The sequence below is a fragment of the Sorangium sp. So ce281 genome, assembly GCF_051527395.1.
Classification (GTDB): domain Bacteria; phylum Myxococcota_A; class Polyangia; order Polyangiales; family Polyangiaceae; genus Sorangium; species Sorangium cellulosum_B.
This window is the reverse complement of sequence record NZ_CP150322.1, coordinates 4,637,532-4,649,791: the sequence shown is the minus strand read 5'-3', so window position 1 is coordinate 4,649,791 and position 12,260 is coordinate 4,637,532. Positions and strand designations below refer to the sequence as shown.

The following is a 12,260-nucleotide window of genomic DNA, read 5'->3' as shown; positions in this document are numbered from 1 at the left end:
GCAGCGAAGCCACAGATCACCACTACGCTGGCCTTCATATCGCCTCCAGTCGCAAAACTGGTCCGACGGTTAAGCTCATGCCCCGCGGCTCATCGCATGTTCGCTGACGAGCCGCACCACTCCCCGGCGCGGCTAGACTCTTCTCAGTCGAGCGCGGCGTCAATGGGTGATCAGGAGCACAAATTCTGTCCGTGCGCCAGTTGGGGCGGCCGGCGAGGGCATCGGGCGCATCACCGAGGCGACAAGGCGGCAAAGGCCAGCATAGGCATGCCGGGTCAGGGCGGATGCCTGGCAGCGGGCCGGTCCACGTCCCAGCACGGCATACGCCGGCGCTGCAAAACCCACATCGGACGCGAAGCACGCTTCGCGGCGTCCCCTCCCCCGAGCCCCCCATCCGAGCTGTGCAATCTGGACAGACGCGGCACTTCGTGCGAACTCTTGATGAAGAACATGTCGGTCACGTGTCGCAGCCATGTTCGCGTCCTTTCTGCTGGCGAGGTCCACTGGCAAGAATGGACCCCCTCCCGGAACGGCGGCGCGGACCAGCGCCCCGTGGTCCTGGTACACGGCCTCTCCGACAGCTGTCGGACCTGGAACCGCCTCGCCCCCGCGCTCGCGGCGGCAGGGCGCCGGGTCGTCGCGCTCGACCTGCCCGGCCACGGCGACTCGGCCCGGCCCGACGCGCCCTATACGGTCGCGTGGTATGCGGGCGTGGTCGCTGAATGGAGCCGTGCCCTCCGGCTCGGCGATTTCGATCTGGTGGGGCACTCGTTCGGCGGCAGCATTGCAATGTGTGTGGCCACCGTGCGCTACGCGGAGCCGTTCTTCGTGCCGGTGCTGTTCGGCGTCGCGCTCGCGGCCATCTCCTCGCCGATCGCGAGCTGGGTCACCCGGCGGCGGCTCCCTCCGGCCGGGCGAGGGGGAGCGTGAAGAACAACGTGGCGCCAGCGCCGAACTGACTCTCCGCCCAGATCCTCCCGCCGAGGGCCTCCACGAAGCCCTTCGCGATGGTGAGCCCCAGCCCGGTCCCCAGACGCGCGGTCTCCGCCACCTGCCAGAAACGATTGAAGATGTGAGGGAGCTCGTCGGCGCGGATCCCCGCCCCCGTATCCCTCACGGCGAAGAGCACCTCGTCGCCACGTGGCTCCGCTCGGACCGTGATGGCCCCTCCCTCCTCGGTGAACTTGATCGCGTTGCCGATCAGGTTCGCGAAGACCTGGAGGACCCTCTCGCGATCGCAGAGCACCTCGAAGCCGCCCCCGCCGCGGATCTCGCCCTCCAGCACCAGGTGCTTCTGCGTCGCCAGCGCCCGCTCCATCTCGATCGCGTCGCGGACGAGCGCGCCCGCCTCGTGCCTCCGCTTCTCCATCGACAGCCGACCCGCCTCGATGGCGGCGACGTCGAGCAGATCGCCGATGATCCGGAGCATCCGCTGCGCGGCGAGGAGAATGACCTCGGCCTTCCTCCTGTCGTGCGCTCCCTCGCCGTCGGCCGGCAATGTCCGCAGGAGGAGAGCCGCGGCCGTCAAGATGGAGCTCAACGGGTTCTTGAGGTCGTGAGAGACGATGGCGAGGAAATCGTCCCGCGTGCGAATCGCGCGCTGCGCGTGCTGGTACAGGCGCGCATTCTCCACGGCCATGGCGGCCCGGCGCGCCACCTCTTCGGCCACCGCCAGATCGGCGGCGGAGTAGCGGCGGCTCGGCTCCGCCGTCACGAACGTGAGCGTGCCGATCGTCCGCCCGCGGGCCACGAGCGGCACCACCATCACCGCTCCCGAGCCTCCTGCGCGGAGGAACCCTCGATAGCCCGGATCGTGGGCGGCGGCCCCCACGGCAGACTCGGTGATTTCAGGGATGAGGAGCGGCTCGCCGGTCCGCAGCACCCTCGCCTGCGGGGTCTCCCAGCCCTGCCGTTGGGCGAAATCCCCCATCCGCTCGGTCAGCCGTTGCTTCGCGGGCTCGGCGGACGTCGGCTCGAGGCGCTCGACACGGCCGTTCTCGTCGACGAGATCGACGAAGTAGAGATCGGCGAGGGCGTGCACCGACAGGCGCGCCACCGTGGAGACCGTCTCGGCGTAGTCGAGCGAGGAGGCGAGGACCGCGCTGACCTCCGCGAACAATCGCTGCACCTGCTCGGCTCGCTTCACCTCCATGATATCCCGGAAGACGAGCACCGCCCCCGAGACCTGCCCTGCTCGCTGCAGAGGGGCGAACGTGCAGCTGACGTGCAAGGCCGCTCGGTCCCGACATGAAACCACGTCCTCGTCGCTCCGGACCGGCTCGCCCGTGTGGATCGCCCGCAGCGCGGGGTGATCCTCGTCGGGTACGGACGTCCCATCCGCGCGTCGAATCTGGACGACCTCCTGGACGCGCCGCCCCACGACCTCCTCCGTCGTCCAGCCGAGCAAGCGCTCGGCCGCGGGGTTGAAGAAGGTGATCCGCCCCTCGCGATCCATCGCGAGCACGCCCTCGCCGATGCTGCCGGTCACCGCCCTCGTGAACTCGAGCTGCTCACGGACCCTCGCCTCCACCTCCTTCGCGGGCGTGACGTCCATCGAGACGCCTTGAAGCCGAGGCGCGCCGGCGCTGTCCTTCACCAGGTGCATGGCGGTGTGGAGCCAGAGCACGCGACCGTCCGCCGTCCGACAGCGATGGTCGCAGCGCTGGTCCCTCTCGGCGGCCAGCGTCCTCCGGAGCGCCTGCTCGAGCTCGCCGCGATCGTCCGGCTCGGCGCAGCGGCTCCAGAAGTCGGGCTCCGCGAGCCACCGCGCGCGCGGATAGCCGAGGAGCTCCTCGGCCTGCGCGCTCACGTAGCGGACCTGGAGCGTGCGCGCGTCGGCCTCCCAGACGAACGCTCGAGCGAGGTTGTCCACGAGCGCCTCGTAGCGCTGCCGTATCGCCTCGGCGAGGGCCCGCTGCTCGTCGGATTCGGCCTGCCTCCGCTGGGCCGCTGCTCGCGCCGCCTCCGCGGCCGCCTGCTTGGCGTCGATGATCGTCTGGCGATCGAGCGCTATCGCGAGCTGGTTGACCGCCGCGTTCATGAACACGAGATCCGGCTCCTCCAGACGGGCGGCGCCCTCGATCTGGAGAGCGCCGAAGATCGGCCCGCGGTCGATGACGAGAGGGAGGACGAGGAAGCACCCGCGCTCCTCTGCCTCGGCCCGCGGGGCCCCGGCAGGCTGTCCGGAGGGCGCGTTCGTCGCGGTCGGCTCGTCGTCCAGATCGGCCGGCCGCGCGGCCTCCGAGCCGGTGAGGTAAGCGTACGAGGTCGCGGCATGGGACCTGGCTGCCTGGAGTCGATCGGCGCCGACTCCTTCGGCGCTCCAGACGATGGTCTTGACCCCGGGGCGACCCGGGACCTCCAGGAGGACGAGCGCGGTGCGGAGGGGGAGCGCCTGCGCGAGGATCCCGAGGATCGACGGGACGGTCCGCTCGGCGCTCTCGAAGCGCGTGAGCTGCTTGCTGATCTCGTAGAGGTACAGGACGCGAGGGGACGCGCGATCGAGGCCTCCGGCGGCCGGACCCTCGCCGCCGCGCCGCGCCGGCTCCTGCTCCCCGCGCGCGTCGTCGCGCCTCGCCTCTTCCTTGTGTGCTCTCGGCGGCTGCTTCGTCCGGCGGCCAGCGCTCATCTCCGCCCCCTATTTCTTCGTTCGCCTCCGGCCCTCGATGTTCTTCGCCGCCAGAGGGGCACCCATGTCAGCGCGCCGCCCGATCCGGGCGCCGCCCTTCCCGACGGTGAAGTGGTAGGTGCCGAAATCGTGCTCGCTGCCGCGCGTCTTCACGACCACGAGGGTCGGCCTGATCTCGCCCGGCATGGGCGTGTACCGGAGCACGACGAGGTTGTCGGCCACCGGAGAGAACCTGCGGTCGGTGACGGTCTCGCTGGAGTACATCACGCTCGATTCGAGCGTGAGCACGGTGGTCACGCCGAGCGCCTTGAACCGCGTGATCAGCGCGTAGAGGAGCTGCCGCAGCTCGTCGTCCGCGATGCCCTCGGCCGCGAGGTGGCTCACGCTGTCGAGGACGAATCGACGCGTCTTCTGCGTGCGGATCTTGTCGGTCAGGAGCGAGAGGAGCTGGCTCGGGCGGACGCGCTCCCGCGAGAGATAGATGACCTCGGCGAGCCCCTTCTCGATCGCCTCTTGGAGCGGCAGCCCCAGCGCCTCCGCGGTCCTGATGAGCTGTGCGGGCCCCTCCTCGAGGGCGAGGTAGAGCCCCGGCTCTTCGCGGCGGCAGCCTTCGAGGAGGAACTGCAGCGACAGGGTGCTCTTCCCGATGCCCGCGCTCCCGGAGAGGAGCGTGACGCTGCGCTCGAGCAGCCCTCCGCCGAGCAGCCCATCGAGCCCGGGCACGCCGGAGGGCAGGCGCCGCGCCGTGTCCAGGGGGGGCGGCGGCTCGCCGAACGTCGCCTCCGCGTTGTAACGGGGATAGACGATGATCCCGCCCGGGCCGATGTGGATGCTGTGCCGGCCCCTGAGGTGGGCGGTGTTCCTGAGCTTGTAGATCTCGATGTAGCGCTGGCGCTCGAGCCCTTCCTCCGTCGAGGAGAGGAGGATGACCCCGTCGACCACGGTCTCCTCGACGCCGAAGCGGCTGATCTGGTTGGTGCCGTAGGGGATGTCGGTGGCGAGGAAGCCGACCGCCTGCGCGTTGTGGATGACGCTGGCGAGCTGAAAGACCTTCTCTCGGTCTACCTGCGGGTCCTTGACCTTGTGCAGGAAGACCGACACCGAATCGACGACCACGCGCCGCGCCTTCATGCCGAGGATCCGCTCGCTGAGCATGAGCAGGTGCCCCTCCACCAGGATGTCGGGCTGCGGGATGAAGACGATCTCGACCATCCCGCGCTCGATCTCGGCGTCGAGGTCCCAGCCGAGGCCACGGGCGGTGGCGCGCAGCCGCGCCTCGCTCTCCTCGAAGGAAAAGAATATCCCCTTCTCGCCGGCCTTCGCGCCGCGGTAGATGAACTCGAGCGAGAGCACCGTCTTGCCGGTCCCCGCCACGCCGGCGATGAGGAGGGTGGAGCCACGCGGGATCCCGTCTCCGAGGAGCTCGTCGAGCCTCGAGATGCCCGTCCTGAGGCGCGGCTCCTTGCCCTCGACGGCCGCCCGGTGGATGGTGAGGCGGGGCGCGAACACGTCGATGCCGGCCCGGGTGATGGCGAACGAGTGCTCCTCGCGGCTGTGGTCGGTGCCGCGCATCTTGACGATCTGGATGACCCGCCGCTGCTCGCCGGACTCCTGGCGCTGGTTGATCATGATCAGCCCGTCGACGATCGAGAACAGCGGGTTGGTCTCGATGTCGCTCTGCCCGAACTCTCCGAGGAAGAAGGTGGTGGTCTCCCACGCCATGAGGTTGATCGCGAGCTCGTAGCCGAACTTCCGGAGCTCTTCCTTGGACTTGGCGAGGTCGTCGAAGACCTTGAAGCTGTCGATGACGACGATGGACGGCTTGACCTTCTTGACGTGATCCATGACGAGCCTGGAGGCGCCGTCGAGGCCCTTCGTCCGGAGGATGGCGCCGAGGTCGACGAACTGGATTCCCCCGTCGATCTTCCCGGGGTCGAAGAAGTCGAACTGATTCAGGTAGCGCAGCGTCTTCGCGGTCGGCTCCGAGAGCGTGCTGAAGTAGAGGACCCGGGCCCTGGCCGAGGCGTTGTGGAAGCAGATCTGCTGGGTGAGGATCGTCTTGCCCGCGCCCGGCGGGCCGGCGACGACGACGATCGACCCCTTCGGCAGCCCCCCACCGAAGAGCGCATCCAGGTTTCTCACCCCCGTCTCGATGCGCGCGATGGCCGTCTTCTTCGTCATGGCTCCACTTCCTCGCCGTCCTCGCCCTCGGAGATCCCGGGCGCGCTCTCCGACGCTCTCTCGATCCCGCCCCCCTCCTCCTGCGCGACCTTCGAGAGCTCCGCGTGGAGCGCCGGCGTGAGGATCTCCGCCGTCAGGTTTCCGAGGACCGTGAGGAACTCCACCAGGATGAACCGGAGCCCCTCCTCGATCTGGTCGCGACGCACGCCCCCGGCGCGCTCCTGGAGCTCCACGCAGCAGATCCCGCCCGACTCCACCCTGAGCGACGAGAGGACCGGGTATCGCTCGCTCGCATAGTAGAGCACGCGATCCACGATGGCGCCGAGCGTGACCTCCCCGAGGGTGACGTGGGCGCGCCGCCACAGGGCGTTGAACGCTCGTTCGAAGAGCTGGACGAGGCGGTCGGGAGGCGCGCCCCGAGCTGCCTGACCCATCCAGGCGTCCACGCAGGCGCTGTGCTCGTTCGCGTCATGCATGGGCGCTATGTGGCCTCGACGGTCGCCGGGGAGGGCAATGTGCATGCCGGTGCCGCATCGCGCGCTCGATCATGGCGTCGCGCGCGGGCAGCGTCGCCATGGCGCTCGCGCTTCAGGCCGGACGGTCGCGGCGTTTGCGCTCAGGACGCTCACCGGATCCGTCGATGGTGTGAGCTGTGCGGGCCCTTCAGCTCGGCGCGGTCGCGGGCTCGAGTCCGCGCTCGATCGCCGGGCGACTCCCCGCCGAGCGCGTGGAGCGCGCCGTCCGCGGTGCGCTGCGCCGCACGCAACGAGATGCCCGCCGACCTCCGCGCGGCGCGGAGATCGTCGACCAGCTTCCGCACGCGATGGATGTCCTGCGCGCTTCCGGCGGCGGCGCGGAGCGCGATGATGGATTCGAGCCCCTCGAGGACGTGGCGGACGGCGCGGCGCGCGGAGGTCGCCGCGTCAGCTGCCTCGAGCAGCATCGCCCGCGCATCCTGTGAATTTCTCTCGAGGTCTCGCATCTCGGTCATTTCGTGCAGTTCGCGAGGGGAAGGGCCGCTCGGTCCATCGCGATGCCGCTGCGGGAGGGCTCGAGGAGCGAGCCTCTTCAGCGCTCCACGCCCGCTCGCGGCTCGATCTTGCGCGGCCTGACACCGCTGGGCTCAGGCTGGCACAGCGGCGGCCCCACGTCTCTCGTTATCGCCCGGTGGCGGCGCCTCGTCCCGATTCGGGCACGGGAGACGGTCGAGCGCTGCATGGATCTCCTCTTCTTCCTGGCCGGTCCTCACGGGACGAGGGGCGCCGCCGCGGCGGGCGAGCGCCGAGCTGGCACCGAGGAGCGCGGCGGGCTGGCCTGCACCCCGTGCGACGGCGCGATCGCGGCATGGCGCCAAGGTCGCCAAGGGAGAATTGGGTTGGCCGGGATGCGGCAGAGTCGGCGCGTCGCGCGGAGAGACGCGGCCAATGAAGGCGCCAGAGATACGGGCAATGAGCGAGAGCACAAGGCAGCTGCGACTCGCCATCGTGCCTCTCGCCAGGTTGCGCAGCCTGGGGGGCGCGGGCTGACAGGCCACGTGATCTTGATTCGGCCATTCCTGGGGGGGATACCCGTGTCGCACCAGGGTCGACGGCCGGCCAGGGCGGCGGGCGCATGACCGAGGCGGGATGGCAGGACGACAAGGCGGCGGACGGCGGCAGGGACATGCCGGGTCAGGGGAGAGGCCGGGCACCGGTCCGGTCCACCTACCAGGATGGCGTACGCTGGCGCTGCACAACCCACACCGGGCCCGACACACGCTTCGCGCCGAGACGATGTCGACCGTCCACAACGAGCACGCGGCCGCTGTGCAATCTGGACAGACGCGACACTTCGTGCGAACTCTTGATGAAGAACATGCCGGTCACGTGTCGCAGCCATGTTCGCGTCCTTTCTGCTGGCGAGGTCCACTGGCAAGAATGGACCCCCTCCCGGAACGGCGGCGCGGACCAGCGCCCCGTGGTCCTGGTACACGGCCTCTCCGACAGCTGTCGGACCTGGAACCGCCTCGCCCCCGCGCTCGCGGCGGCAGGGCGCCGGGTCGTCGCGCTCGACCTGCCCGGCCATGGCGACTCGGCTCGGCCCGACGCGCCCTATACGGTCGCGTGGTACGCGGGCGTGGTCGCTGAATGGATCCGTGCCCTCCGGCTCGGCGATTTCGATCTGGTGGGGCACTCGTTCGGCGGCAGCATTGCAATGTGCGTGGCCACCGAGCGGCCAGGGCGCATCCACCGCGTCGGGCTGGTCGCCGCGGGCGGCATCGGGACCGAGGTCGCGCTTCCGCTGCGCCTCGCCGCCGTGACCGGGCTGATCGAGCTGGCCGCGCCGGTGCTCATGGGCGTCGGCACGCACGCGGGGGTGCTGGTGCTCGGCGGCGATTTCAGCGCGGAAGAGCGCAGGCACCTCGCCCGGATGAACGCGCGGCCCGGCACGGCGCGCGCCCTGTCGCGCACGCTCCGCCACGCGATCGATCTGCGCGGCCAGCGCCATCACCTCATGGACATCGCGCATCGGCTCCCCGAGATACCGCCGCTCGCCGTCTACTGGGGCGAGCGCGATCAGGTGATCCCGGCGCGCCACGCGGCGGACATCGACCGCTACATCGAGGGCGCGGCCGTGCGGCGCTTCGCCAGGGCGGGGCACTACCCGCACAGGGAAGCGGTGAGCGATCTCGCCCCCGATCTCCTCCGGTTCCTCGACGAGCCGCGGGCCGCGCCGCGCCTGCGCACCGGGGCGCGCGCCCCGCGCGCATCCGCCGCGGCGGCCCGCGCGCCGCAGGCCAGCCGCCCGCCGCCCGTTCCCTGTTGACGCCGCGCCCCCCGGTGCGGTTCTCTCGGGCGCCGGTGCAACTCGAATGTGAGACATGCGGCGCCTCGCTGCGCGTCGACGCGGACCAGCGGACCGCGGTGTGCCCCTACTGCGCCTCGCCGTCGGTCGTGGAGCGGCCGCCCTCCCAGGATCGGCCGTCGCCGCACTTCGTCGTCGGGTTCACGACGACCCGGGAGAGCGCGCAGGGCGCGGTCAAGGCGTGGCTGGGAAAGCGGAGCTTCTTCGTGCAGTCGAGCGTCAAGACGGCGACGATCGACGCGATCCGCGGCGTCTACACGCCCGCCTACCTGTACTCGGCGATGGCGCAGACGCGCTACGCGGCGCAGATCGGCGAGAACTACCAGCAGACCGAGACGTACACGACGACCGACGACAAGGGGAACAGCGTCACCCGGACGCGCGTCGTCACAAGGACCGAGCACCGGCACCTCGAAGGCCAGCACGCGACCTACGTCATGGACGTGCTCGTCGTGGCGTCCCGCGCCGTCCCGAACGCCGAGCTCGAGGCGATCGAGCCGTTCGACCTCCGCACGATGCGGCGCTACACGCCCGCGGTGCTCAGCGGCTGGATCGCCGAGGAGCCGACGATGACCCAGGCCGAGTGCTACGGCCTGGCGCGGCGGGAGGCGCTGGAGAAGATCGGCCGCGACCTGTCGGGCTTCATGCCCGGGGACAGCCACCACGGCCTGACCCACGAGACGCAGCTCGACCGCGAGACGCTCGAGCTGCTCTATGTGCCCCTCTGGGTGCTCGCCCTCCGGCACGACCCGCAGAAGCCGCCCTTCCGGGTCCTCATCAACGGCCAGACCGGCGCGATCCACGGCAAGGCCCCCCTCTCCTGGATCAAGATCGCCCTCGCCGTCGTGCTCGTGATCGCGCTGATCGCGGCGCCCTTCGTCCTCGCCGCGGCGCGCGACAGGGGCCGCGATCCGGCCGAGCGGCGCGGCGCCGCGCGGCCGCCCGCCCCCGCCGCCGCCGCGCCGGCCGAGCGCCTCCGCCCCGGGAGCAGCCCCACACCGACCGGAGGGACGCGATGAGCGCGAGCATGGACGACGTCGCCTCGGCCACCACGAGCGCCGCGGGGCCGTGCTGCGCGCGCTGCCAGGGGCCGCTGGAGCCGGGGGACCTGCGCTGCGCCGTCTGCGGCCTCGCCGCGCCGCAGGGCCGCGCCCCGGCCCCGCAGGCGGTGCAGGTGCTGCGGTGCACCGAGTGCGGCGCCGCGGTCTCGTACTCGGCCGAGGCGCAGGCGCCGAAGTGCCGCTTCTGCGGCGCCGTCACGCGGATCGAGCAGCCGGTCGACCCGATCGATCAGGCCGACTGGCTGCTCCCGTTCGGGGTGCCCCCCGATCAGGCCGATCAGGCGCTGCGGCGGTGGATGTCGACGCTCGGCTTCTTCCGGCCGTCGGATCTCTCGCGCGCGGCGACCGTCGAGGGGCTGCGCCCGATCTGGTGGGCGGGCTGGCTCGTCAGCGCGGACGCCGTGGTGAGCTGGACGGCGGACTCGAACGCGGGCGCCCGGCTGAGCAGCTGGGCCCCGCACGCCGGACAGACGCGGCTGCCGTTCCGGAACCTGCTCCTGTCCGCCTCACGCGGGCTCTCGCTCGACGAGGCCCGGGAGCTCGCGCCGTACTTCCGGCTCGACCTGGCGGTGCCCGCCGCGCACCGGACACAGCAGCAGCTCGGCCCGCCCGACGCGGTGCTGGAGCAGTTCGACGCGCAGCGCTCGGCGGCGCGCAAGATCGTCAGCGAGCGGATCGCCGCCAGCGCGGAGGACGCCCTGACGCGAGGCGTGATCCCGGGGTCCACGTTCCGCAACGTGCACGTGGCGGTGCTCCTGCACGCGCTCGAGACGCGCCGGCTGGCGCTGCCATCGTACGTGCTCGCCTACCGCTACAAGGGGCGCAGCTACCGCGCCGTCGTCCACGGCCAGGACTCGAGCCACGTCACAGGCACGGCGCCGATCGCGTGGGGCAAGGTGGCGCTGGTGGTCGCCGGCGCGCTCGTGCTCGTCGCGCTCGTGATCGGGGCGCTCGTGCTCGCGCGCGCGGCGTAGCTTCGCCCGGCCGCTGTGGCGGAATGCCTCGAGCGCGCGCTCGGTGCGGCACGGCAGAGCCATGATCCGCGCCCTCCACCGCGCGCTCCGGCCATGGTCCGGATCTGGCACCGAGGCCGGAGCTCGAGGGCGAGTACTGGGACAACGAAGGCACGGCCGGGCTCCGGTTCCTCGTCGAGGCGGTCAAGGCGTACGTCACCGGGACGACGCCGAAGACCGACGCCGCCCAGCACGGCGCGGTGCCGCTGAACCGCGGGCAGCCCGGCGATGACCGGGTGTCCGCGCGATAGCGATCCACGCCGCGGATCGAGCGGGACGGAGCGTGGCGCACCCCTTGCTCTTGCTCGAGGAGGCTGCGCCGCGCTCCGCTCCACCGGAGCGGAGCGCGGCGCGAGGACCCGTCAGCAGCGAGGTTGGGCATGGGGATCTTCACGATGTCTCGTCGAGCGCAGAGGGTCGTGGTCGCGGCGGCGGCGGTCGTCGTCATCGTGGGGCTGCGCCACGCGGAGCCGTTCCTCGTGCCGGTGCTGTTCGGCGTCGCGCTCGCGGCGATCTCGTCGCCCATCGCGACCTGGGTGACCCGGCGCGGGCTGCCCGCGGCCCTCGGGGCGCTGGCCGCGCTCGTGGTCGATCTGGCGATCCTGGTCTTCGTCGGGGCGGTGGTCACCATCGCCGGGGTGGAGCTGGAGGAGAAGGTGCCGGTCTACCTGGTCCGGATGTCCTCGATGACCGACGCGCTCGCCATGACGCTCACGGAGCGCGGCTTCCCGGTGAACCCGGCGTTCCTCTCGCGCACGCTGCACACGGCGTCGCTGGTCCCCCTCCTCGGCGGGGCCGCGGTGACGGTCGCCAGCGCGGCGTCGAGCCTCGGGGTGGTGCTCCTCGTCGTGTTCTTCGCGCTCTGCGAGGGCGCCGGCGCGGGCGCGAAGGTGCGGCGGCTGCTCTCGACCCCTGCGCGCGGGCTCGAGCACGTCGATCGCATCGTGCGGGAGGTGAAGAAGTACCTCGTGGTGAAGACGCTGACGAGCCTGCTCGTCGCCGTCCTCGCCTATGTGCTCCTGATCGTCCTGGGCGTGGATCTGGCGCTCCTCCTGGCGTCGAGCCTGTTCGTCCTGCACTTCATCCCGAACATCGGCGCGGCGGTCGCGACGATCCCGGCCGTGCTCGCCGCGCTGGCCAGCCAGGGCCCGGGCACCGCGGCCCTCGTGGCCATCGGGTACCTGCTGATCAACCTGCTGGTGGGCAACGTGCTCGAGCCGCGCGTGCTCGGGCGGACCCTGGGCCTGTCGCCGCTCGCCGTCCTGCTCGGCATGCTCTTCTGGGGCTGGCTCTGGGGGCCGGCGGGCGCGCTGCTGTCGGTGCCCATCATGATGGTCGCGAAGATCACGCTGGAGAACGTGGATGGGCTCTCGTGGGTCGCGCGCATCATGGAGCCCGCGCCCGAGGAGCCAGAGACGGCGCCCGCCAGCGGCGAGCCGGCGCCAAGCTCGCTGCTGCGGCCGAGCGTCGCGGGAGCGCGGAGACCCGGGTAGCGATAGCTGGCCTCGTGCACCAGGTCTTCTCTTGAAGATC

General features: G+C 71.3%; 9 protein-coding genes. 5 read left to right on the top strand and 4 right to left on the bottom strand.

Translation table 11 applies throughout. From position 1 onward, the window contains the following. The first annotated feature begins 552 nt into the window (after positions 1 to 552). A complete protein-coding gene (locus WMF27_RS17540) occupies positions 553 to 930 on the top strand; it encodes an alpha/beta fold hydrolase (RefSeq protein WP_437767728.1) in 378 nt (125 codons plus the stop codon). Here the strand turns inward: WMF27_RS17540 and WMF27_RS17535 are convergent. The 4 genes from WMF27_RS17535 to WMF27_RS17520 form a co-directional block, all read right to left on the bottom strand. Continuing rightward, entirely contained in the window at positions 887 to 3,628 is a 2,742-nt protein-coding gene (locus WMF27_RS17535) for a sensor histidine kinase (RefSeq protein WP_437944312.1), read from the bottom strand. The two genes, WMF27_RS17540 and WMF27_RS17535, sit on opposite strands and share 44 nt — an antisense overlap. A 9-nt stretch (positions 3,629 to 3,637) precedes the next feature. Further along, positions 3,638 to 5,809 carry an ATPase domain-containing protein gene (locus WMF27_RS17530; RefSeq protein WP_437944311.1) on the bottom strand — a complete coding sequence of 724 codons (2,172 nt, stop codon included), beginning with the start codon at positions 5,807 to 5,809 and terminating at the stop codon, positions 3,638 to 3,640. Next, positions 5,806 to 6,285, bottom strand: coding sequence for a hypothetical protein (locus WMF27_RS17525; protein WP_437944310.1), 480 nt, complete (start codon positions 6,283 to 6,285; stop codon positions 5,806 to 5,808). Before WMF27_RS17525 ends, WMF27_RS17530 begins: the two co-directional genes overlap by 4 nt. A 149-nt stretch (positions 6,286 to 6,434) precedes the next feature. Further along, positions 6,435 to 6,800 carry a hypothetical protein gene (locus WMF27_RS17520; RefSeq protein ID WP_437944309.1) on the bottom strand — a complete coding sequence of 122 codons (366 nt, stop codon included), beginning with the start codon at positions 6,798 to 6,800 and terminating at the stop codon, positions 6,435 to 6,437. Positions 6,801 to 7,765: 965 nt separating this feature from the next. Between WMF27_RS17520 and WMF27_RS17515 the strand changes: the two genes are divergently transcribed. The 4 genes from WMF27_RS17515 to WMF27_RS17500 all read left to right on the top strand — a co-directional run bounded on the left by WMF27_RS17515 (position 7,766) and on the right by WMF27_RS17500 (position 12,220). Continuing rightward, positions 7,766 to 8,614 carry an alpha/beta fold hydrolase gene (locus WMF27_RS17515; RefSeq protein WP_437767733.1) on the top strand — a complete coding sequence of 283 codons (849 nt, stop codon included), beginning with the start codon at positions 7,766 to 7,768 and terminating at the stop codon, positions 8,612 to 8,614. Continuing rightward, positions 8,611 to 9,672, top strand: coding sequence for a hypothetical protein (locus WMF27_RS17510; RefSeq protein ID WP_437767734.1), 1,062 nt, complete (start codon positions 8,611 to 8,613; stop codon positions 9,670 to 9,672). Before WMF27_RS17515 ends, WMF27_RS17510 begins: the two co-directional genes overlap by 4 nt. Beyond that, positions 9,669 to 10,688, top strand: coding sequence for a zinc ribbon domain-containing protein (locus WMF27_RS17505; protein ID WP_437767735.1), 1,020 nt, complete (start codon positions 9,669 to 9,671; stop codon positions 10,686 to 10,688). Before WMF27_RS17510 ends, WMF27_RS17505 begins: the two co-directional genes overlap by 4 nt. A gap of 434 nt (positions 10,689 to 11,122) precedes the next feature. Then, positions 11,123 to 12,220, top strand: a complete 1,098-nt coding sequence (locus WMF27_RS17500) for an AI-2E family transporter (RefSeq protein WP_437767736.1) — start codon at positions 11,123 to 11,125, stop codon at positions 12,218 to 12,220. Positions 12,221 to 12,260: the final 40 nt, after the last annotated feature.